This window comes from Pseudoalteromonas sp. CNC9-20, assembly GCF_022347875.1.
In the GTDB taxonomy this organism is placed as follows: Bacteria; Pseudomonadota; Gammaproteobacteria; order Enterobacterales; family Alteromonadaceae; genus Pseudoalteromonas; species Pseudoalteromonas ruthenica.
In genome coordinates this window covers 186,239-209,263 of the sequence record NZ_JAKRFS010000001.1, presented here as the reverse complement: position 1 = coordinate 209,263, position 23,025 = coordinate 186,239, and the positions used below count along the sequence as shown (strand labels likewise).

The 23,025-nt window shown below is 47.2% G+C and carries 22 protein-coding genes; 7 read left to right on the top strand and 15 right to left on the bottom strand.

Annotation, left to right across the window (positions count from 1 at the left end; genetic code table 11):
* The 7 genes from tolA to aspS form a co-directional block, all read right to left on the bottom strand.
* Entirely contained in the window at window positions 1–933 is a 933-nt protein-coding gene (gene tolA, locus MHM89_RS00920; protein WP_022945136.1) for a cell envelope integrity protein TolA, read from the bottom strand.
* Window position 934: 1 nt separating this feature from the next.
* A complete protein-coding gene (gene tolR / locus MHM89_RS00915; RefSeq protein WP_022945137.1) occupies window positions 935–1,360 on the bottom strand; it encodes a protein TolR in 426 nt (141 codons plus the stop codon).
* Window positions 1,347–2,048 (bottom strand): protein TolQ, encoded by a 702-nt coding sequence (gene tolQ / locus MHM89_RS00910; protein ID WP_022945138.1) that lies wholly within the window; start codon window positions 2,046–2,048, stop codon window positions 1,347–1,349. Before tolQ ends, tolR begins: the two co-directional genes overlap by 14 nt.
* 798 nt (window positions 2,049–2,846) lie before the next feature.
* Complete coding sequence (gene ruvB, locus MHM89_RS00905; RefSeq protein ID WP_022945140.1) at window positions 2,847–3,854, bottom strand: Holliday junction branch migration DNA helicase RuvB; 1,008 nt, start codon at window positions 3,852–3,854, stop codon at window positions 2,847–2,849.
* 13 nt (window positions 3,855–3,867) lie between these two features.
* The gene (gene ruvA, locus MHM89_RS00900; RefSeq protein ID WP_239384148.1) at window positions 3,868–4,488 is read right to left on the bottom strand and encodes a Holliday junction branch migration protein RuvA; all 621 of its coding nucleotides are present in this window, start codon (window positions 4,486–4,488) and stop codon (window positions 3,868–3,870) included.
* A 2-nt stretch (window positions 4,489–4,490) separates the two neighbouring features.
* The gene (gene ruvC, locus MHM89_RS00895) at window positions 4,491–5,012 is read right to left on the bottom strand and encodes a crossover junction endodeoxyribonuclease RuvC (RefSeq protein WP_022945142.1); all 522 of its coding nucleotides are present in this window, start codon (window positions 5,010–5,012) and stop codon (window positions 4,491–4,493) included.
* Between the two features lie 111 nt (window positions 5,013–5,123).
* Window positions 5,124–6,902 carry an aspartate--tRNA ligase gene (gene aspS, locus MHM89_RS00890; protein WP_045978441.1) on the bottom strand — a complete coding sequence of 593 codons (1,779 nt, stop codon included), beginning with the start codon at window positions 6,900–6,902 and terminating at the stop codon, window positions 5,124–5,126.
* 186 nt (window positions 6,903–7,088) lie between these two features.
* Between aspS and MHM89_RS00885 the strand changes: the two genes are divergently transcribed.
* On the top strand, window positions 7,089–7,946 hold the full coding sequence (locus tag MHM89_RS00885) for a DUF72 domain-containing protein (RefSeq protein ID WP_239407856.1): 858 nt from the start codon (window positions 7,089–7,091) through the stop codon (window positions 7,944–7,946).
* Window positions 7,947–8,031: 85 nt separating this feature from the next.
* Here the strand turns inward: MHM89_RS00885 and MHM89_RS00880 are convergent, their stop codons facing one another.
* Window positions 8,032–8,721, bottom strand: a complete 690-nt coding sequence (locus MHM89_RS00880; RefSeq protein WP_022945145.1) for a DUF3334 family protein — start codon at window positions 8,719–8,721, stop codon at window positions 8,032–8,034.
* A gap of 223 nt (window positions 8,722–8,944) precedes the next feature.
* On the opposite strand from MHM89_RS00880, the gene cmoA reads away from it, so the two are divergent.
* The 5 genes from cmoA to MHM89_RS00855 all read left to right on the top strand — a co-directional run bounded on the left by cmoA (window position 8,945) and on the right by MHM89_RS00855 (window position 13,190).
* Window positions 8,945–9,670, top strand: a complete 726-nt coding sequence (gene cmoA / locus MHM89_RS00875) for a carboxy-S-adenosyl-L-methionine synthase CmoA (RefSeq protein WP_239407855.1) — start codon at window positions 8,945–8,947, stop codon at window positions 9,668–9,670.
* A gap of 11 nt (window positions 9,671–9,681) precedes the next feature.
* The gene (gene cmoB / locus MHM89_RS00870; protein ID WP_239407854.1) at window positions 9,682–10,650 is read left to right on the top strand and encodes a tRNA 5-methoxyuridine(34)/uridine 5-oxyacetic acid(34) synthase CmoB; all 969 of its coding nucleotides are present in this window, start codon (window positions 9,682–9,684) and stop codon (window positions 10,648–10,650) included.
* 98 nt (window positions 10,651–10,748) lie between these two features.
* Window positions 10,749–11,801 (top strand): phosphoribosylformylglycinamidine cyclo-ligase, encoded by a 1,053-nt coding sequence (gene purM, locus MHM89_RS00865; protein WP_022945148.1) that lies wholly within the window; start codon window positions 10,749–10,751, stop codon window positions 11,799–11,801.
* Complete coding sequence (purN, locus tag MHM89_RS00860) at window positions 11,801–12,460, top strand: phosphoribosylglycinamide formyltransferase (RefSeq protein WP_239407853.1); 660 nt, start codon at window positions 11,801–11,803, stop codon at window positions 12,458–12,460. Before purM ends, purN begins: the two co-directional genes overlap by 1 nt.
* Entirely contained in the window at window positions 12,393–13,190 is a 798-nt protein-coding gene (locus MHM89_RS00855) for a DUF3108 domain-containing protein (RefSeq protein ID WP_239407852.1), read from the top strand. Before purN ends, MHM89_RS00855 begins: the two co-directional genes overlap by 68 nt.
* Before the next feature lie 37 nt (window positions 13,191–13,227).
* Here MHM89_RS00855 and MHM89_RS00850 read toward each other — a convergent pair whose 3' ends face one another.
* The 4 genes from MHM89_RS00850 to MHM89_RS00835 form a co-directional block, all read right to left on the bottom strand.
* A complete protein-coding gene (locus MHM89_RS00850; RefSeq protein WP_239407851.1) occupies window positions 13,228–13,851 on the bottom strand; it encodes a hypothetical protein in 624 nt (207 codons plus the stop codon).
* Complete coding sequence (locus MHM89_RS00845; protein ID WP_239407850.1) at window positions 13,844–14,482, bottom strand: sigma-70 family RNA polymerase sigma factor; 639 nt, start codon at window positions 14,480–14,482, stop codon at window positions 13,844–13,846. Before MHM89_RS00845 ends, MHM89_RS00850 begins: the two co-directional genes overlap by 8 nt.
* A gap of 41 nt (window positions 14,483–14,523) precedes the next feature.
* Window positions 14,524–15,159 carry an energy transducer TonB gene (locus MHM89_RS00840; protein WP_239407849.1) on the bottom strand — a complete coding sequence of 212 codons (636 nt, stop codon included), beginning with the start codon at window positions 15,157–15,159 and terminating at the stop codon, window positions 14,524–14,526.
* A gap of 77 nt (window positions 15,160–15,236) precedes the next feature.
* On the bottom strand, window positions 15,237–15,557 hold the full coding sequence (locus MHM89_RS00835; RefSeq protein WP_022945154.1) for a cupin domain-containing protein: 321 nt from the start codon (window positions 15,555–15,557) through the stop codon (window positions 15,237–15,239).
* A 114-nt stretch (window positions 15,558–15,671) separates the two neighbouring features.
* Here MHM89_RS00835 and MHM89_RS00830 point away from each other — a divergent pair, with 114 nt between their 5' ends.
* Window positions 15,672–15,851 (top strand): DUF6435 family protein, encoded by a 180-nt coding sequence (locus MHM89_RS00830; RefSeq protein WP_045978446.1) that lies wholly within the window; start codon window positions 15,672–15,674, stop codon window positions 15,849–15,851.
* Between the two features lie 101 nt (window positions 15,852–15,952).
* Here MHM89_RS00830 and MHM89_RS00825 read toward each other — a convergent pair whose 3' ends face one another.
* Genes MHM89_RS00825 through MHM89_RS00815 form a run of 3 tightly spaced genes read right to left on the bottom strand, consistent with a single transcriptional unit; the run spans window position 15,953 to window position 23,012 of the window.
* On the bottom strand, window positions 15,953–19,429 hold the full coding sequence (locus MHM89_RS00825) for an ATP-binding protein (RefSeq protein ID WP_239407848.1): 3,477 nt from the start codon (window positions 19,427–19,429) through the stop codon (window positions 15,953–15,955).
* A 13-nt stretch (window positions 19,430–19,442) separates the two neighbouring features.
* On the bottom strand, window positions 19,443–21,734 hold the full coding sequence (locus MHM89_RS18880) for an ATP-binding protein (RefSeq protein WP_239407847.1): 2,292 nt from the start codon (window positions 21,732–21,734) through the stop codon (window positions 19,443–19,445).
* A gap of 9 nt (window positions 21,735–21,743) precedes the next feature.
* On the bottom strand, window positions 21,744–23,012 hold the full coding sequence (locus tag MHM89_RS00815) for an extracellular solute-binding protein (protein ID WP_239407846.1): 1,269 nt from the start codon (window positions 23,010–23,012) through the stop codon (window positions 21,744–21,746).
* Window positions 23,013–23,025 lie beyond the last annotated feature (13 nt).

The following is a 23,025-nucleotide window of genomic DNA, read 5'->3' as shown; positions in this document are numbered from 1 at the left end:
CTAAAACTCTGGTTTAACCGTTAAGTTAATATCTTTTAATTTTTCAAATACATCACGATCTTTGGAGACCGGTAAGGTATCAGCACGGCGCACTGCACGAACCGCAGCTTCACAGACTTGCTGGTCGCCACCGAGTGAACTGACACTGGTGACCAAGCCGTTGAATGCCAATTTAATGTTTAATCGACACTCTTTACCACGGTAGCTCTGATCTAATAGCAAGTTTTGCTGAATGCGTTGGGCGATAAGAGCGCGGTATTTGTCCACTTCCGACATCACTTGCTGTCGACGCGCTTTCGAGCGTGCCGCTTGCTCGGCAGCCAATTGCTCTTGCAGCAGTTGCTCAGCCAGCGCTTTTTGTCTTGCTTCTTCAGCCTTGCGGGCAGCTTCTTGCTCTTTTCGTTTACGCTCAGCTTCGGCCTTGCGCGCCGCTTCTTCTTCCTTGCGACGTTTTTCAGCAGCCGCTTTAGCCGCTTGCTCTGCCTTTTCTTTTTCCTGCTGGGCTTTACGTGCTTTTTCGCGCTCTTTACGCTCTTGCTCTCGAGCACGTTTAGCTTCGGCCTCAGCCTGTTTACGTTCACGTTCTTTGGCTTGACGCTGCCGCTCTAACTTTTTGATCTGCTCGGCTTCGGCTTCACGCTGTTTGCGGGCGGCGGCGGCGCGTTCTTCCAACTCTTTAATACGCTGTTGCTCGGCACGCTTTTTGGCTTCCTCTTTCTGCTTAAGATCAGCGAGACGTTGCTCCACTTGTTTTTGATCAACAGACACGGCGCTAACTGCTTGCTCTGGCGTATCTTCATTACTCGGTGTATTAAGAGTCACTTTCATGATTTCAGGTGCTGAATCACGAAATAAACCCACGCCCACCAAAACACCAATAAGCGCAAGGTGTAAAGCGAGGGAAATGAGAAGTGGCGTTTTATACTGCTGCATGCTAATCCTCAAACGACTCCGTCATTAAGCCTACCTCGGGTACCCCGGCGTTTTTCAAAAAGTCCATTAATAGCAGTACTTCTTGATAACTGACACGGCCTGATCCTTTAATCATCACTGGAGTATCGGGGTTTTGCTCTAACTTGAGCTTGATGACAGCGGCGACATCCACCGCTTCCATCGGTGCTTCGGGGTCAGTACCAACACTCACATAGTACTTACCATCGGCGTCGATAGAGGCAATAATCGGCGGTGCATCTTTAGTTTCCACCAGCTCGGATTTTTCCATCTTTGGCAAATCAACTTTGACCCCGTGGGTGATAAGTGGTGCTGTGGCCATAAAAATTATCAGCAGCACCAACATCACGTCGATGTAAGGAACAACGTTGATCTCTGCGACCGGACGACGTTTCTTACGCTGATACATTCGACTTTACCTCTTGGGTGATCGCTTGGCGATGAAGAATATTAGAAAACTCTTCCATGAAATTGGCGTAATGCGACTCTATTTTCTCAACTTTATTGGCAAAGCGGTTGTACGCAATAACCGCAGGGATGGCTGCAAACAAGCCCATTGCAGTAGCAATCAAGGCCTCGGCGATACCCGGGGCGACCATTTGCAGTGTTGCTTGCTTTACTTCACCGAGGGCGATAAAGGCAGTCATGATCCCCCACACGGTACCAAACAAGCCAATGTAGGGGCTGATTGAACCTATGGTTGCAAGAAAGGACAAGCTTGTTTCAAGTTTTTCAATCTCACGAGAAAGTGCCACACGCATCGCACGATGTGCGCCTTCGGTGACCATACCCGCAGAATGAACATTATTCTTTTTGTGTCGTGCAAATTCTTTGAAGCCTGAGGTAAATAACGCTTCTAGTCCTTCACTTTTATTGCCACGCGCCGAAATCTCACTGTAAAGCTTCGACAAATCAACACCTGACCAAAAACGCGATTCGAATTTCTTGGCGCTACTAAGCGCATGGCCCAAGGTTTTACGACGCTGAATGATGATGGCCCACGATATTACCGACAGAGCTACTAAGGTAAGCATCACCAGCTGTACTAAAAAGCTGGCTTTTAAAATAAGATCAATAAAATTTAATCCTGAATCCACGTCTTTTCTCCTGAGGCGCAGTTTACAACTTCCACGTGTCTTTGAGCACGACACAATGGGCACTAGTGTAACCAGTCGTTGTAGCGCTGACAATGGCCTTGCCACGAATTGCTACAAACCCAAGTTAAACACCTAATTAATGATGCGATGTAAAAAAGTACACGCCATTATTGGGCTCTAAAACCCTAACAAAAGTTCAAATTAATTGCGTTTTATGCACTTTGTGCGCATAAGCTTTCATTTGCCAAAATATCTACACGTTAGAAACTAGTAAATCTAATAGAACAAAAAAAGCACACAAATAATATTTCCCTTTAATATCAATATTAAGAAAACATAACCCCATACTTTACGATGAAAATTACCATCTTAAAAAACTATTCAATATTAGATTTTCTTATCCGAAAAATATAATTTTTCTAGTTTGATTAGGGCCCATTTAGTCCGTAATATTCACCCTGTACTGAGCTAGCGCAACCAATTGAGCTCTTATGCACAGTTCAAGAGGTGGTTTCTGATTCCCCACCTCGGCCATTGATTGATTAACTTTAGTGTTGCTCATTCACTTGGCTTATTTGGATTTACTTCCTTCAACTTGTTGTTTTGCCCGCTTTGTTAGCGGGCTTTTTTTTGCCTGCAATAAGATACCAAGCACAGCTTAATCTGTTGTGAATTACTCTGCTTTTAATAAGCTTTATGAGGCGAGCAGCTTGATAGCGTCGACCTAGACTTGGGTGTATTGGGAAGAGAATGAGGCAGGTTGGGCCGAGCCAAAACGCTCGGCATGGTGTGCCAAGGTTAGTCTGTTGTTTTACTGAGACCAAAATGCGCATAGGCATGATCTGATACAATCCGTCCTCGCGGCGTACGCTGGATAAAGCCTTGCTGTATTAGATAGGGTTCAATCACATCTTCTATGGTTTCTTTTTCCTCGCCGATGGCTGCTGCGAGATTATCCAGCCCCACCGGCCCGCCCATAAACTTTTCTATAATCGCTAACAAGTATTTACGGTCCATATAATCAAAACCGCTTTTGTCTACATCGACCATATCGAGCGCTTGTGCGGCAATATCAATGCATACACGACCATCACCTTTAACTTCAGCAAAATCTCGCACTCGACGCAGTAGTCGGTTAGCTATGCGGGGAGTCCCTCGCGAGCGCTTGGCGACTTCTAAAGCGCCCTGCTCGTCAACTGCTAAACCTAAATGATCGGCGGAGCGTTTGACAATGGCGGCAAGGTCGGCAACAGAATAAAACTCCAAACGTTGAACAATACCGAAACGATCGCGCAGCGGAGAGGTTAATGAGCCTGCACGGGTCGTAGCACCAATTAAAGTAAATGGCGGTAAATCAAGTTTAATCGAGCGCGCTGCGGGGCCTTCACCAATCATGATATCGAGTTGATAGTCTTCCATGGCTGGATAGAGTATTTCCTCAACATGCGGGCTCATGCGATGAATTTCGTCGATAAACAGCACATCATGAGCTTCTAAGTTTGTCAGTAAGGCGGCGAGATCGCCGGCTTTCTCCAACACCGGACCGGAAGTCGTTTTAATACTCACATCGAGTTCATTAGCAACAATATTGGCTAACGTGGTTTTACCTAACCCAGGGGGACCAAATATAAGGAGATGATCTAAGGCCTCGCTACGTGAGCGTGCGGCCTCGATAAAAATATCCATCTGCTGTTTAACATGAGGTTGGCCGTGATAGTCGGCCAATAACTTAGGCCGAATGGCTCTATCGACCACATCCTCATTACCCTGTACCTCTGGCTCAATCAGCCGATCCGCTTCTATCATGATGGTATCTCTGTTATAGCATCGCTTTGAGCGCTTGCTTAATCATTTCTTCGGAGGCCATGCCTGGCTTCGCGACTGCTTTTACCGACTTCACTGCCTGAGCATTTTTATAGCCCAGAGCTTCAAGTGCGGCAACCGCATCGTCTTGGGCATTACTCGCGACCAAAGTATCGCCATTGGGCGCATCTATTGGTGCCGCGTCAGTGTGAGGGGTAAATAAGTCAGGACCCCAATCTTTAAGCCTGTCTTTCATTTCTAACACTAACCGCTCTGCGGTTTTTTTGCCAACGCCGGGAAGCTTTACTAAGGTGCTTGCATCGCCATGATGAACGCAATGGATAAATTGCTCTGCCGACATCCCCGATAAAATACCTAGGCCTAGTTTCGGCCCTACCCCATTGGCTTTTAGCAATTCACGAAACAGGGCGCGTTCGTTTTTGGTGTTAAACCCAAATAACAGCTGCGCATCCTCTCGCACCACAAAGTGGGTATACAAGGTGACCTGTTCGCCACACTCGGGAAGTGCATAAAAGCAACTCATGGGGAGGTTGATTTCATAGCCAATGCCCGCTGCTTCCACTAACACTTCAGGGGGCTGCTTCTCAACCAACAATCCTCTAATTCGTCCTATCATTGTTACCTCAAGCGTCCGCGCACGGTTTTACGTGCTTGGCCGGACAGTTTTATTAAGTTTTGTTGTGAGTGACCATGGCACATGGCAATAGCCAAGGCGTCGGCGGCATCTGCTTGCGGCGTTGCTGGCAGCTTCAAGATATGCTTCACCATGTGTTGTACCTGCGCCTTTTCCGCAGAGCCTCGCCCAACCACTGCTTGTTTCACTTGCCGTGCGGAGTATTCTGACACGTCAATATCGGCCAAGGTGGCGGCGACAATGGCTGCGCCCCGAGCTTGCCCTAGCTTTAGTGCCGAATCTGGATTGTGGGCCATAAACACTTGCTCTATGGCAAACGCGGTAGGGTTAAATTGCTCAATGAGTTGGCTGACGCCTTGGAAAATCATTTTTAAACGCAACGGGAAGGCGTTATCACCTAACTTAATACAGCCACTGCCCAAGTAATGGAACTTATGCCCTTGCTGCTGCACGACACCATAGCCGGTAAAGCGCGAGCCGGGGTCAATTCCCAAAATTATACTCACCCACTGACCTTATTATTATTCTCGCTTATGGAAATGGTAACTGTATGTATGACCAGTGTAAAGCTGAAGCATAAAAAAAGCGGCCTGAGCCGCTTCTTTTATCGCTATCGCTTATTCGCTTTGTTCACTCTCAGAGGCAGTCACTCCGATACCCAGCTCTTGCAGAGCGTCGGGATTTGCCACACTCGGGGCATCGGTCATCAAACAAGATGCTTGCGTCGTTTTCGGGAAGGCAATGACATCACGAATATTGTCTGTACCACAAAGTAACATTACTAGGCGGTCAAGACCGAACGCCAAACCTGCGTGCGGCGGTGTACCATACTTCAACGCATCGAGTAGGAAACCGAATTTATCTTGTTGCTCTTGCTCATTGATCCCCAACACTCGGAACGCCGCTTGTTGCATCGCATTGTTGTGGATACGCACCGAACCACCACCGACTTCGTAACCATTAAGAACCATGTCGTAGGCATCAGAAAGCGTGCCGGCAGGGTTAGCTTCCAGCTCCTCTGGGCTGACATCTTTTGGCGCAGTAAATGGGTGGTGAACAGCGTGTAGATTACCTTCATCGTCTTCTTCAAACATCGGGAAGTCTACGACCCACAATGGTGCCCATTTGGTTAAATCAGTTAGCTCAAGGTCTAAACCAATCTTCAAGCGCAGCGCACCCATAGCTTCATTGACCACATTGCGTGAGTCGGCACCAAATAAAATGATATCGCCAGTTTGCGCATTGGTGCGTTCAAGTAAGGCGGTGATCACCTCTTCGTTCAAGAATTTAGCAATCGGTGATTGCACGCCTTCCACACCTGCGTCGCGGTCATTGACCTTCATCCAGGCTAAACCTTTAGCGCCATAGATGCCGATAAACTTGGTGTACTCGTCAATTTGCTTGCGTGATAAAGACGCTCCGCCTGGCACGCTAAGCACGGCTACGCGGCCTTTCTCATCATTGGCAGGGCCAGAGAACACTTTAAACTCAACGTCTTTAACCAAATCAGCAACGTCAATAAGCTCCATCGGGTTACGTAGGTCAGGCTTATCTGAACCAAAACGACGCATGGCTTCGCTGTAAGCCATTACCGGGAACTCGCCCAAATCAACATTCAGCAACTCTTGCCACATATCACGGATCAGTTTTTCAGTGACACCACGAACTTGGTCTGAACTCATAAATGAGGTTTCGATATCGATTTGCGTGAACTCTGGCTGGCGGTCGGCACGTAAATCTTCATCACGGAAACATTTAACGATTTGGTAGTAACGGTCAAAGCCAGACATCATCAACAATTGTTTAAACAGCTGCGGCGACTGCGGCAGCGCATAAAAGCTGCCATGATGCACACGGCTTGGCACAAGGTAGTCACGTGCTCCTTCAGGGGTCGCTTTCGTCAGTACCGGCGTTTCAATATCGAGGAAGTCATTGCTATCAAGGAAGCGGCGAACAAAACTTGTGGCTTTGGCACGCAACTTAATGCGGTCGCTCATCTCTAAGCGGCGAAGATCCAAGTAACGGTACTTTAGACGGCGCTCTTCGGAGTTTTGCTGGTTAAAATCCAGTGGTAGAGCGTCGCTGCGGTTAATGATCTCAAGGCCAGTACCCAGAATTTCCACTTCACCTGTGCTCATGTCTTTGTTGACTTGGCTGTCAGGGCGAGCGCGGACCACCCCTTTGACTTGTACACAGAATTCTTGACGAAGTTTATTCGCCACATCCATAAGCCCTTCAACTTCCGGGTCGAACACCACCTGCACCAAACCTTCGCGGTCACGCACATCGACGAAGATCAAACCACCTAAATCGCGGCGTTTGTTGATCCACCCACACAGAGTAACTTCTTGGTCGACATGACTTTTATTTAAGTGTCCGCAATATATAGAGCGCATAATATTCCTGTTTTAATTGTAAGCGCGCATTGGTTTAAGCACGCAGTGGCCAAATTAATTGCGTCAATTATATAAAAACGGCAGTCAATGTCACGAAGCAAACTCCGAGTTGCACACTTATTGAACATCCAAAGCCATAAAGCTGTGCTAGCATAGCTGCCAATCACTAGGAACCGTGCTCTAACCATGCTTTATCTAGGTTGTCCACAGTGGTCTAATACCGCGTGGAAAGGACAATTATTTGCCCAACACTGCCAACAATCACAGATGCTCGCCCGTTACAGCGAAGTATTCAATGCTGTGGAGGGAAATACCACTTTCTATGCCGACCCCAGCCCCGATGTGGTAAAGCGCTGGCTGCACAGCAGTGATGAGCACTTCCGCTTTACCTTTAAATTTCCTAAGCGTTTTAGCCACGACAGTGCCTTGCAAGCTCCAAAGCAAGAACTCACGCACTGGCTTAAACTAATGGCGCCCTTATTCAGCAAAGTAGGCAGCTTGATGTTGCAATTGCCAGCAAGCTTTACACCGACGCACCTACCCCGGCTGCAACACTTTATTGCCCAACTACCCAAAGACTTGCACTACAGCGTGGAAGTGCGCCACCACGATTTTTTTACCAAAGGTGACAGCGAGCGCGCACTGAACCGATTTTTACATCAACATAATATTGATCGTGTTTGTATGGACACCCGGGCGCTGTTTGCCGTCTCTCCCTATAGTGACGCCATTATTGACGCGCAGCAGAAGAAACCTCATTTACCGGTGCATGCGGTGGCCTTGGGCGAGCGCCCAGTGGTGCGTTTTGTGATTGCTGCGCTAAGTGATGAGTATCAGCACTATTACCAGCCTTGGTTGGCAAAGATTAAACAGTGGTTAGATGAAGGCAAGTCACCCTATGTGTTTTTACACACCGCTGATAACGACGGAGCGCCTTTACTGGCACGCCAGTTTGCGCAGGATTTGCAGCGCTTTTGTGGCTATTATCACCGTGCCATTGAGCCATTCCCGGGTGAAAAACACCAACAGGAACAGCTCTTTTAGCACGGCTACATAGACCTATGTGCTGGCATCACACCAGTCACAGAGGGTCGCAAGTATTGTTAGCCTCACGCCGAGTATGCGGCTATTAAAGACCTAGGTTTTCCATAAAATCGTCATCGATATCCTGTTCAGCCTGCTGCTTTTTTGCTTTTTCTTCAGCTTGTTGCTTATCGGCATGGGCACTTTCAATGATGTCATCAGGGTCTACCGCATCGGTGATGTCAAAATCATGAAGCTTGATGAACTCCGTTTTATCCATCGCCAATTCAAGGTAAAAAATGTTTTGGTTCTGTGTGGTAAACGTCACACGGCGCGCCTGAGGCCTGTCCATAGTGGTATCCACAGAGATTTGCACTTGCTTGTTGATGGCCATCATTTTCGGCTGATTTTGGGTGATCGACGTGTGCAGTTGCTCCCTGACTTTATTAGTAAAGTCACCGACGATTTGGTTCATGAGCTCCCCTAGCACATTGGAAACATCATCAGAAAGGTGGCTCTTCGCTAACTCTTCCTCGGGCATGCCCATGTTACGCAAGTAGTCCGAATAGACTTCCATCGCCGCTTGCGCGGTAAAATTCGTCACCACCAACCCTGTAAAGCCACCATCGAATAACACGAAGCAGCCAATATCCGGGCGCATACAGGTGCGGGTTATTTTTTGCACCATGGCCGAATAGCTAATGTTATTGCCGCTGGCAGAAGACAACACCTCGGTCACCGAATGACATAACGTGGAAAGAATATCCTCGGTACTAATTACTTTGCTTTTTTTCATGCACTGTCTCACATCTTTATTTACTGGCATAAAACCATACTACAGCGGTTAACTTACTGAATAACCGAAAAACTAGCCAGTACTGTTTACATTTTTTGGCACCTTTTGTGACCCAGCGAAAGCGAATGCAGCCTAATGCGGCCGATTTGTGCTGCTAAAGCTCACCACAGCGCCAACAAATTTGATAAAATATTGTCATTGTTTCTATCTAGAGCTTAGCAAAGTGTCAGTGAAAGACAGTATTTATGCTGCTGAACAGCAAGTAAAAGATTTCACCTTCGATGCCAACGTCGTCGAGGTGTTCCCAGATATGATTGAACGATCGGTACCAGGATATGCCACCATCGTTAGCACCCTTGGTAAATTAGCCGGCAAATACGCACAGCCACATACGCGGCTGTATGATTTAGGCTGCTCGCTAGGCGCCGTAACCCTTAGTATGCGCCGTAACCTCACCCAAAGTGGCTGTGAAATAGTCGCCATTGATAATTCTCAAGCCATGGTTGAACGGTGTCGCATGCATTTACAAGGCTTTCGCTCTGCTGTGCCCGTTGACGTGCAGCTTGGCGATATTCTTGACGCTAAACTTGAAAACGCCTCTGTCGTGGCGATGAACTTCACCATGCAATTTATTCCACCTGAGCAACGCCATGCCCTGCTAACGCGCATTTTTAACGCCCTAAAGTCCGGAGGTGTGTTGCTGCTAAGTGAAAAACTTAAAGGTGAAAATGCCGATGTCGATGAGTTATTGGTTGACCTCCATCATGATTTCAAGCGCGCCAATGGCTACTCAGAGTTAGAGATAAGCCAAAAGCGCACCGCCATTGAAAATGTCATGCGCACCGACACCTTGAGCACCCATATTGAACGCTTGCAAGACGTCGGCTTTAGCCAAACCCAAGTGTGGTATCAGTGCTTTAACTTTTGCTCTATGGTCGCAATTAAATAAACGGAACAATTATGAATCAATGGTTTAATCAGTTTTATCAATATATTGCCTGCACCGATTTGAGCCACTGGCTAAATACCTTACCTGGGCAGTTACAACATTGGCAGGACCAAGCTCGTCATGGCGATATGCCAAAATGGCAAAAAGTACTGAACAATCTGCCTGAGTTAACGCCATCAAACATTGATGTTCGTACGCAGGTCGCAATAGGCCAAGCCGAAGACATTAGCGACGGCGAGCGCAAACAGTTAACACATTTACTAAAGCGCTTTATGCCGTGGCGTAAAGGCCCGTTTTCACTGTTTGGTATCGACATTGACACCGAATGGCGCAGCGACTGGAAATGGGATCGCGTGTTACCCCATATCAGCGGTTTATCACATCGTAAGGTCCTAGATATTGGCTGCGGCTCAGGCTACCACCTGTGGCGTATGCGTGGTGAAGGCGCCGAACTGGTGGTGGGCATCGACCCCAGTGACTTGTTTTTGTGTCAATTCCAAGCCATTAAACAGTATCACCCAGACCCTGCCGTGCATTTGCTGCCTCTGGGCGTTGAACAACTGCCAGCATTAAAAGCCTTCGATACGGTATTTTCCATGGGGGTGCTTTATCATCGGCGCTCCCCTATCGATTTCTTAGCACAGCTACGAGCGCAATTGCGCCCGGGAGGTGAACTGGTGTTAGAGACCTTGGTCGTGGAAGGCGATATTCACACGGTACTGATGCCGGAAGACCGCTACGCAAAGATGCGCAACGTGTGGTACATCCCAAGCACCGACGCATTGCAGCTGTGGTTGCGACGCGTCGGCTTTAAAGATATCCGCGTTGTTGACACCGATCAGACGTCATTGGCAGAGCAACGGCGTACATCGTGGATGGAAAATGAGTCGCTGGCCGACTTCCTTGACCCAAATGATGTAAACAAAACCATCGAAGGGTATCCAGCGCCACTTCGCGCCGTGCTGGTTGCTACAGCCTAACAAGGACATTCGTCCTCCTTTTTCTAGCCTCCAAGGGGCATTTGCTGTAAAATGCCCGGCGTTTCTAAGCAACCCCTAAATTTATTTGAGGAAAACCTGTGAGCGAACAAAAACAGTCTCTTAGCTACAAAGACGCTGGCGTCGATATTGACGCTGGTAACGCCCTCGTTGAGCGCATTAAAGGCGTTGTTAAAAAGACTAAACGCCCTGAAGTGATGGGCGGAATTGGTGGCTTTGGCGCGCTCTGCCAGCTCCCCACTGGCTACAAAGAGCCTGTTCTTGTTGCTGGTACTGATGGCGTTGGCACTAAGCTACGCCTCGCTATCGACCTAAAAAAGCACGATACGGTAGGGATTGACCTTGTGGCAATGTGTGTCAACGACTTGATTGTCCAAGGTGCGGAACCATTATTTTTCCTAGATTACTACGCCACTGGAAAGTTAGATGTTGATACCGCCGCCGATGTGGTCACCGGTATTGGCGCAGGCTGTGAGCTTTCAGGTTGTGCCCTTATAGGTGGTGAAACTGCAGAAATGCCAGGGATGTACGAAGGTGATGACTACGACATGGCTGGCTTTTGCGTTGGTGTGGTGGAAAAACAAGGCATTATCGATGGCACCAAAGTTGCAGCTGGCGATCAACTCATTGCGTTAGCCTCAAGTGGTCCTCATTCCAATGGCTATTCACTGATCCGCAAGGTACTTGAAGTGTCGGGCGCAGATACCAGCAGCGAATTTGCGGGCAAACCTCTTGCCGAGCATCTACTGGAACCTACCCGTATCTATGTTAAGCCGGTACTGGAGCTACTTAAACAAGTTGATGTGCATGCGCTTTCACACATCACAGGTGGCGGCTTCTGGGAAAATATTCCACGTGTATTACCACAATCAGCTAAAGCCGTGATTAAAGGCGATAGCTGGCAGTGGCCTGCGGTATTTAACTGGCTACAAGAAAACGGCAATATCGAAACACACGAAATGTATCGCACCTTCAACTGTGGTGTCGGTATGGTTATTGCCGTGCCAGCCGATAAACTAGAGCAAAGCTTAAGCATCCTGAAAGACGCAGGTGAAGACGCATGGCACATCGGTGAAATTCAAGATGCCGGCGCCGATGAAGAGCAAGTAGAAATTCTAGGTGGAAGTAAGTAATGACCCATGCCCGACTCGTAGTATTGATTTCGGGCAGCGGCTCAAACTTGCAAGCGATTATTGACGCCTGTGCAGCGGGAAATATTCCCGCTGAAGTATGCGCGGTGATCAGCAACAAAGCCGACGCCTATGGCCTAGAGCGCGCTCGCAATAGCGGGATCCGCGCTGAAGTACTAGACCATAAAGCTTTTGCCTCTCGCGATGAATACGATGTGGCTCTGGGTGAGCTTATTGATAGTTTTTCACCAGACTGTGTTGTATTAGCTGGATTTATGCGTATTCTAACCCCTAGCTTAGTGCAAAAATTTAAAGGAAAAATGTTGAACATTCATCCTTCATTGTTGCCTAAGTATCAAGGGCTGAACACCCACCAGCGCGCACTAGATGCAAACGATAAAGTGCATGGCGTTAGCGTTCACTTTGTTACCGAGGAGCTCGATGGCGGACCTGTGATTGTCCAAGCCCAAGTGCCCATTGAAAATGGTGACACAGCACAAACGCTGGCACAAAAAGTCCATGCACAAGAACATATAATCTATCCGTTGGTAGTAAAGTGGTTCAGCGAACAACGACTGACGATGGAAGATAACTATGCAGTGCTCGATAACAACACCCTTCCTAGCCAAGGTGCCGACCTTAACGCGTACTTGGACAGCTAATATTTTATTGGTCGCAGCGTTAGGCTGCGGCTCTTTCGCCGCTCATGCACAGCCGCAATCTCAAGCCAGCGATGCAACCTCTGCCCTTACTGAATACAGCGCGGAGTACCATGTCACTCGCCAAGGTGAACGCCACGGTAAAGCCAGGCGCGCACTCACGCGTATTGACGATAGCCACTACCAACTGAGTTACCGCAGCGATATAGAGTGGATGATTTTTTCCGACGAACGTGAAGAAACCAGTCGCTTTCAGTTTACCGATGGCGAAGTAACGCCTATTTACTACACCATGGAGCGCACCGGTACAGGCCCTGATAAAGAGTACAAGATCAGTTTCGATCACAGCAATCAACAAGTATTCAGTAACGAGTCTAAATACGCGCTCGATTGCCCTTGGAAAGCAGATTATCAAGATGTACTGTCTTACCAAATAGCCCTGCGCAAAGCATTAGCCGAAGGACAAGAGCGATTTGCCTACCCCATAGTGGATAAAAAAGGTAATAGTCGCGAATATGCTTTTGAGGTTGTCGGCACTGAAACCATCACCTTGCCTATTGGCAATGTAGAAACAGTTAAGGTAAAGCGCCTTTACGATAACGATAAGCGCCAAGCAATCGCTTGGTTTGCACCAAAAATGAATTACATGATGGTGCGTATGTACAAGGGCAAAGATGGTGTAGAACAATTCCAGGTTGAATTGGCCAAATATGTTCCCTACACCCCGCTATAAAAATGTCGGCAAGTAGCATCGCTGCTTGCCTCGCTCGCTACCCACATGATTGACTCGGTGCGCCACGCACGGCAACGAGTTGGCCTTGAGTATTAAACTCTAACTGCATAAGCATATCCTTTTCAGGCATCCTCGCCGGCGTATTTAAACGCGCCAATAACGGGGCACTCAACGCAAGCAGTACTTGCTCTTGGCAATCAGCAAGTAGCCAATCTTCATCAAGGCGCACAACACGCGCTATACGCTGGTATTCACCTTCAATTGCCGCACCATACGCACCATAAGCAAGTTGTTGGCGCTGTAACTGCGCGCTTAATTGACGCTCAGCATCTTCGATATTGCGAATTTCCCTTGGCACAACCGCACTCACACGCACGCGCTGCTCACTGCCTTGCAAATCATAGATTTCAATACGCTGATAAGAAGCCAAGGTGTAAGTACTCGGTGCAGGCCCATGATACTGCTGCCAACTTATCGCGCCGAGCACAAACACAGCGACACAAGCCATGAGCCACTGTGTTCGCATCCACCATGCTTGCTTGATGTGCCTTGATTTAAACAAGGTGTGGTGCAACTGCTTCTTTTCAGTATCAGTTATTCGCTGCTCTCGCTTTTGCCGCTGATGCGCTTGGTGTAAACGCTCGTCACGTAACTTAGTCATTCTTTGCTCCTGCTTGCAGTACTATCGCCAGCTTTTCTCTGGCATAGCGTAAACGGGTTTTGACACTCTCTTTGGCGGTGTGAGTAATGGTCGCGATCTCACCCAAGCTGAACCCCTCGAGTTGGAGCATCAGCGCCTCTTTTTGATGAAAGGGCAGCTGCTGCATGGCCGCTGATAACTGGGCTAGTTCGGCATCAGCAATAAGTCTATCAACCTGCTGATGGTCTATATTCAAGGTGATAGCTATTTCATCCGTGTCGATATCTAGCGTCACTTTGACCCGCCGGGCATAATCGATTACGCGATTTCGAGCAACACGAAACAGCCACGCTTTAAAACTGCCGTGACCTTGGTCTTGATAGCGCTGCGGATGCGAGAGCCACATTAGCCATATTTCCTGCAGCATATCTAATGCCAGCTGCCGACGGGTGTGCGTATCGTCAATCACACTGCCTAGTTGCGCTTGCAAAAAGTAAAGTAAATCGTCGCTCAAGCGCGATACTAACGCATGTTTCGCCGCTTTACTCTGAGCATCCCCCTTGAGTGCTTGGTGCACTAACTGCTCATCGCTCAACGGCTCACTTTGTTGTAACTTTGGCTTTAAAAACCAAGCCGCTGCGGCTTTTATCATAACGACTTCTTGGTGCGGCAACCGCAGTTGCCGCTCTCCCTTTATTGCTGCAAATTAAAGTCTAACCTTACTTGTTGATTGCGCTGTACTTGCGCACCACCGTTATCAATCATGGGGTTAAACTTCCACTTACGCAGTGCTTTTAAGGCATGACGGTCGAAAATACGTTTCGGTTCGCTGTCGATAACCTCGGCATTCATTACCGCCCCCGTTGCGGAGATATCATATCTTAATACCACAAACCCTTCGATACCCTCGCGCGCCGCCTGCGGTGGATATTGAGGTGGTACTCTTACCAAAGGTCTTGCCGCGCCTTGTGCCGCACTTGGAAAGGCATCAAGTTGAGTCGAGGGTGCGGGTACATCAGGAGTAACCGCTATTGTCCCCGGGCCCTCAAAGGCAGGCTCAGCCGCTACTTGTGGACGCTGCTGCGGTCGCGGTGGTACTTTGGGCGGCACCGGTTTCGCTTTCTCAATGACCTTGGTTGGCTCTTTGGGCTGGAGGATCTCGACGATGGGATACTCCTTCGGTGCATCAGGCACCCTGGCAGGGCCATCGAGTAAAGACACCATAAATAAGAAAATAGCGAAGGTCACCGCGCTACCAAGAAATACACACGCCAATATTTTTGCGCTGGGAGCGAAGAGCTGATTATGGAAAGTTTGCGTTTGTTGCATAGTAATCCCCTTTTGAAAACACACCCATTTAAACGGGCTTAGCAACAAAACGCCGGGGGAAACAAAAAGGGGTGAATTTATTTTTCTTTTTCTGCGTTAAACCAAAACTCAATCTCATCGGTCTGCACTTCAAAGTGCGCCTCATGCTCAACATGAGCCGGTACGCAATACCACTGCCCTGCACCAACGCGCTGCGTTTTACCATTCATCGTCAGTATTAATTCTCCTTTTATGATCACCCCATGGTTGTCTGTGTCATGGGTGTGCGCTGCAATGGTGGTACCTGCGGGGTATGAAGCAAATAACACGTCGCAGCCCTGTGCTTTTAATTGGTAGGCATCAAAACGGCCATCATAGAGCGCCAGTTCACGTATTTTATCTGGATAACTTCCGGGCATTCGTGCTCCTTAATGGTGTGAAAAATATTGCCGTTGATGAAAAATATAGATGATTTTTAAACTCTTTGGGTTTAGGCCCCGTACAAATCTGAACAATAAAAAAGGAGTCAGCCGATGTTCTCATGGTTTAAATCGAATCCCAGCAAAAAACTTGAACGCCAACACGCGCAGAAACTCGAACAAGCCATGCATGCCCAGCGCAACGGCAACATTCGCGGTTATTCACAACTAACCTACGAGGCCGATGAAATCTATAAAAAGATTAAAGAGCTAGAAACAGCGCAAAACACCTAAAAAAGAGATACTAGCACCGAACTATATGCAGGCCATTGCGGCCTTCTATTTATAGCTGGTGCATTTGCCGCTGTATGGGCTTAAGCCCTTAACAGCAATATCTAGTCAGACACTTCTAAATAATGCTCAATATCTGCAATAAGTTCAGGTAGGTTAGTGTCAATTTCTTGCACTTGGTCTTGCATCTCTAAAGTTCCACTGCCAGCCAAGTGCTCCACCTCAGCAAGTAATTGATGTAATCTTGTTGCACTAATTTCGCCACATAAGCCTTTTAGAGAATGCGCCACTTGACGCACCTGTTCATGATTTTCATCGTTCAGGCTTTGGTGCAGTTGAGCCAGTTTTTGAGGTGCGGTTTTGATAAACAGTCGGCATATTTTATTTAGCAACACCTCTTTATTTAATAGCCGAGAGAGCGCCGCGTCTCTATCCCAGAGAGGCTGTTCAGAGTCTTGCGTATGGCTAAGTTGCTCACCTGCCTGGGGCTGAGAATGATTGTCATAATTTGATAACCCCCAGTGCAGAACTTTTTCCAATGCCTCATCAGGGTTGATAGGCTTACTAATATAATCGCTCATGCCCGCTGTTAAGCACTTCTCTCGCTCACCCATCATGGCATTTGCCGTCATCGCAATGATGGGAATATCGGTAAACTCAGAACCGGCGACACCCGCACGAATTTGCTCGCTAGTTTGGTAACCGTCGAGAACAGGCATCTGACAATCCATCAACACACAGTTAATGGCTTTGCCCTCGCGAGCACTGTTTTGCAACATATCAATGGCTTGTTTGCCGTTATACGCTTTTTCAAGCTCTACTGGCAAAGTATTTAATACGCCGCACGCCACTTCAACATTAATTTCATTATCATCAACTATCAACACTCGACAACCACTAATGCGCTGCATTAACTCCTCAGAGATATCTTCAGCGCGCTCATTAGCGTCATTGTGCCCCGATATTAACGGTACGACCTCTTTTGCGCCTATGAGCCTTAACAAGTCACTGTGAGTCAAAGGCTTACTGATTGTAACAACATCAACACTGAGGCTTTTTGGCGATCCCGTACCCGGCTGCTGTAGCAATACAAGTTGAGCTTGCGGGCAATCTTGCTGCCACTTGGTGACCAACTTACTTAGCTCCTCAGCACTGTAAGCCACACCATCAATAAAGATAAAGTCGTACTCTGCACCACCTAGTGCTTGTTCTATATCATTGTCAACAAGCCCTCCTTCACCTTCAATCAAGTGACATATATGCGTTTGCGTGTATTTATTCGGACTTATCACAGCACTGCGTTTTTGGTCGAAATGAGTTATTTTCTGAGTCATCCTCACACTTTCCAGGGGCAAGGAGATATAAAAGCTAAACGTGCTGCCTTCACCTTCTTGGCTGGTCACACTAATATCACCAGCCATTAATTGGCATAATTGCTTGCAAATAGATAACCCAAGGCCCGTTCCCCCATAGCGTGCGGCAATGTTGCCATCGGCTTGGCTGAATGCCTTGAATAACTGCGATTGTGCCTGCTCATTAATCCCTATACCACTATCTTCCACACTAACCTGTAAACGATATGATTGGCCATCAATGACATCACCTGTAGCAATGACACGAATATACCCTTGTTCCGTGAATTTAATGGCGTTACTGATAAGGTTATTCACTATTTGCGTAAAGCGAAGAGGATCGGCCACTACCTGCGTGCAGCACAGCTGCTGGGTATCAATAAACACTTCCAACCCCTTGTCATAGGCACGAGCAGCACAGGACTCAACCAAGCTTTCCAGTAGCGACACGGGGTCAAAAGGTTTGGCATTTAAATCGAGCTTTCCGGCTTCTATTTTTGATAAATCTAAAATATCGTTTATCAGCAGCCTTAAGTTAGACGCGCTTAGCTCCATCATATCGGTTAATTTCTTAGCCTTCTCGGGCAGTGGCTCGCGCTTTAAAATGTTGAGCGTGCCAATCACACCGTTAAGAGGGGTACGTAGTTCGTGACTGATATTAGAAATAAATGCGCTTTTGATATCACTATTCTTTAGGGCTTCATCTTTAGCTTGCGCGAGAGCCCGGGTACGCTGTCGGACCTTGGCCTCTAATTCAGAATTTAGGCGTTTGACTTTCAGCTCTGCCGCTTTTTCTTTACTGATATCGCGAATAATGAGCGCGATACCTATTAAATCTTGAGATTCAGATACGACGGGGCTAACAGAAACGGCCAAACATAAAGCACGCTCGTCAATAGCCACTTCACACTGATCTTTTATCTGTGTTTCCGATGTTTGCAAATCAGTAATGTACTTTTTCACTGGTAGTGTTTGTAACAGCGATAGCTGCTCGTAATGTTTACCAACTCCAGCTTGGCTAGTAACAAACAACAACTGCTCAGCAGCATGATTTATACTCGTTATTTGCCCCTTTAAATCAATACCGACTATGGCATCAATCGAGCCCTCCACAATCGCTGAGGACTCACGACGCGCATCCGCAAGCAGTTGACTGCGAATGGCACTGCGATGAAAAGTAACAATTAAAACTGAAGAGAGCAGCACAACCACGGTTAAAAATGAATAAGTTAAAAGCCGCTTCTCATTTATAATCCCGTTAATATAGGTTTCAGGAGTGAGTACATTAAAGTTAACAAACCCATACTTATTGTTAGGCCGAGTTTGTACTTTTTCAGAATAGATATACACGCCCTGTTGCTCTGAAAAGCGTTGCTCTGCAAAGTATGTATTTTCATACTCAATAGGCCTGCTATATAGCGACGACCAGGTTATATCTGGAGCTAAATCACGTGTGAATTGATACTGCTCAATGGGGTGGTAAATAACATCCCCCTCAGAGCTGGTGATCACTAGATGTGAATAATCAAACGTGGTTTCTACTAGTTGTGAGATAAGCTGGTTGGCATTGACATTCATAATCAAAAACGCGAACCGCTTGCCTTGCTCACTGTAAATAGGTATTGCAAAACGCAACATAGGTTTATAAGGGAAGGATATATCACCAAATTCACGATTTAACGATAACGGCGACATGTAAATTTGGTTTAACCCCAGCTGGGAGCTGGGTAAGAAATATCCTTCACCCGCTTTATTCTGTAAAGAATAGTCCGGCACGGCTTCCACTGCAGCGCCACGACGCTGCACACGCACCAACTCATTGCCTTCGGCATTTATTGCGATGACCCGCAGCTGCTCTACAGCAAGGTTGTTCTCCATAAAACCGATAAAAATGGTTTCGAGACGTTCTTTCCATTGCGTGTACGTGGTGCCATCATAAGCATCAACGCCGTTGTTAAAATGTGCTCGAGGCAACCCGGCTATTGGCGGCGTAGAATGTAAAAAACGCAGGTCGGCCTTATAGTTAGCAACGGATTTGGTTACCACTTCTTTGAGTCGCTCCGCAGTTTCCTCCAGGTCTACACGTATCTGCTTTAATGTATTTTGTTTTACATTCCCTTCAAATATGAACACTGTGGCAGTGGTAATTAGTACAAATAATAAGGTCGCTGCCCATATAAAGGCACTGGACTTTAGTTTTCTTGAACTGCTGTGCTTCGCTTTGCTCATGTTTACTTCCCTGCTAATTATTTATATCACAGAGCGGTTCACTGTCAGTGCACCACTTGCGCAAGACCGCAGCCAATTGTTCATACTCAATAGGTTTAGTAAGAAAATCATCCATCCCCGCATCAAAGCAACGTTGTCGGTCTGCCGATAGCACATTGGCCGTTAGCGCAACCACTGGGACCGAACCGTAATTGGGCAACGCTTTAATTACTCGCGTCGCCTGCGGGCCATCAAGTACTGGCATTTGCATGTCCATAAAGATAATGTCATAAGATCCAGCCTCACACATGGCAATCGCCTGCTCCCCATCGCTTGCCATACTGATAGCCGATATCCCGAATTCATTAAGTAGCGCCTCTGTCACCACTTGATTAATTTCATTATCCTCGGCAACCAGCACGCTCAGTGTTGAGAGGTCTTGCTCGTGGATATTCTGTTCTTGCAAGCTTACCTCGGTCTGTTGCTTGTGCGCACTCACTTGAGTGCTGAGCTCAAAGTAAAAATGCGTACCTTGGCCAAGCTCACTTTCCACCTTTAAAGCGCTTCCCATTAGCGCCAATAGTTTGCTGGTAATGGTGAGTCCCAGGCCCGTACCGCCAAAGCGCCGAGTAATGGATGTATCAGCTTGAGAAAAGGCTTCAAAAAGCGAAGAGATATGCTCTGGTGCTATGCCAATACCTGTATCTGAGATACTAAATAGCAATGTTAGATCATCGCCTTTTTGCTGGCTTATGGTCACGTTCAAAGCCACACTGCCTTTTTCGGTGAATTTCACGGCATTGCCCAACAAATTCATGAGTACTTGCTTTAATCGGGTCTCGTCTGCGTCAAAAATAAGCTCATTGTCGCTCTGTGTTGCGCTAATAAATAACTGAACACCTTTGGCCTCAGTTTGCTCAGCAAAAAGGTGACGGAGTTCCTCAAGAAGGGAAGTAAGCTCGACAGGCTGATATTCTAATTCAATTTTCCCAGCCTCAATTTTACTTAAATCGAGGATATCGTTAATAATTACCAGCAAACTCGTGCCAGAAGAGCGAATCATACCCAACATGCGTTTTTGTTCTGGGCTTAATGCCGTGTTACTAAGCTGCCTTGCCATACCGAGAATACCATTCATAGGCGTGCGAATTTCATGGCTCATATTGGCTAAAAACTCTGACTTCACCTTGCTCGTACGCTCAGCGGCCTGCTTAGCAACAATTAAGTCTTTACTGAGTTCGCGAAAACGGTTAGCAGCGCCAGCTAAGACGCCAATTTCATCTTTGCGTTCAGTGTCAGTAATCGGTGCAGATAAATCTCCTTGTAAAAAACAACGAAAACTATTGGTCAGTCTGCGCACCGCTTTGGCAATATGAAAGTGGAAAAACAGCGCCAGAACGACAATATAAAGTGCAGCCGACATCCCCAAGAAATTAAGGATCTGAGTCGTATTCGAAACACTGGACTCTGCCGTATGCTTGATTTGCTGCAGTCTTTCAAGTGATTGCTCTCTTAATGTATCCGCTAGGGCGCTAAATTCAATGGCATCTCCTGCCATCACTACATTAACTAAGGTGAAATAATTACGGTTGGCCTGCACACTTTTATTAAATGCGCTCTGATACGCTTTTACCAATGGCACGATTGAGCCTACTAACTCTGGATACTTGTCCACTAACTGCGCACTGAGGCTTGGCTCGAAAGCTAAAATCGTCTTAATAATTTGTCTGACTTCTTGGCGCTTAGCATAATCTTTTTTTGTTAAAAATAGTCGAGCGTTATAGTGCAAACGGTGCCAAGAGTTAATTGTCTCGGTGAGCGCTAGACGCTCGTCGGTATTAGTGGCTAATTCTTTAAGGCCCTCTAGACGGTCAATGGCACCTTGATAAATTTTTGGTAAATCCTCATCAATCAGTGAACTGCGGATGGTGTAGCGTTTAGTCAACACCTTGAGGTTGTTACCATAGCGCTCGACCAAATCGTTCATTGCATCAATATAGGTTTGCTCGCTAGGCGCCACACTGGTGTCATTGAGGGTATCAAGGCGCTGCTGAATACTGCGGTAGTTTTGCTCTATTTTTTCAAATACGGTGATACTCCCAGAGGCCCCATATACCGAAATATCGCGCTGCATTTCAACAATGTCTTTATTAATACGCAAAATACCGATAGCGTGATTGCTAATTTCGGTAATATCATCAACAGAGCGTTCTATACTCTGCAGCCTGCGGTCCATTACAAGGTAACTGGCAACCAATGTAACCACCACCAGCGTCAATGCTAAAGTAATTTTTGCGGCAACGGAGCGAGATATGAATTCAATCACCAACTATCCTTACGCATTTAGTAATTCATACCATTTATCAAGACTATAGTCGTAATTTGGCATCACCGTATTCCACACCGCAACATTAGAAAAACGTTTTGTGTAACTGCCACCGTTACGTATTTGCCCAGCCCGGACCGATACCTTGCCATCAGTGCCACGCAAATCCATACTGGCTTCATGACCCTCATACCAATATTGCCACTCTGCTTTGGACATCAATGGCTGACTACGCTGGGGGTTAGAAATATAGTAGCCTTGGCGTGCAATAAAGGCCCCTGGGTAACCTGATAACCACCAATTCATATATTCATACGCTGCGTCTTTGACAGCTCCAGTGGTGTGTGCTGATAAACACATGACCCCATGCCATGCCCGGTAGCCTTCCTTAGGCGCTGCATAGACCACAGGGATCCCCTGCCCTCGACAAGCACTCACTCCCGGTGAAAACATGCTTTGTATATGCACTCGGTTCGTTTTCATAAAATCGACCGACTGGGGTACGGAGGTCCAAAAGCCAGAGAAATGACCTTGGCGCTTTTTAGCAAGCAAAATACTGAACAGCTTATCAATTTCAGCAATGGACATATTACCCATGTCTTTAAATGTCATGAGCCCCTGACCCTGTACTGCCAAAGCAGCATCGAAAATACCGATGGTTGGTGCATTCACAAGCGCCACTTTACCTTTGTTTTGCTCATCCAAAAGCCATGACCAAGACTCAGTTTCATAAGCCCGGCCTTTAGCAATGTGCTGAGTGTTATAGCCGAAGGAGTCAACATTGTGCACGTAAGGCATAAAGCTAACTTTGTCTGTTGCATGCGTGCCTAACTGGCCATCGTCCTGCACATACAAGATTTTATTGGGCGCATCCCCTGCCCCCACTCGTGCGCTTTCGGTCAGTTGCCCCGTTTTTGTTAGGTTATTAATTTCATCCCAGTAAGTTAACCTATCAACGTCAATGGGTTGTATCGCGCCTGCTTGCCATAAAATATTAATAGAGTCCGACCACTGCTCGTATACATCAAATGAGCTTGGATCTGCCGCTGCTTTTTGTAACAGTGCCGCACTGCCCATAGGGGAAAAAACCAAGTGAATACCCAACTCGCGCATCGCTCGTTGGCGTAGCTCTTCTTGTAAGGTCACATGTGTGCCCATGACCCTGAGGGTGGCTTTTTTCTTTGCGAAGACATAGGGCGCTTTGAGAGCAAGCGTTGATACCGCCGCTCCCTCACCTAGGGTACGTAAAAATTGCCGACGTGTGGGAGAGTAGCTCATTAACCGGAATCCA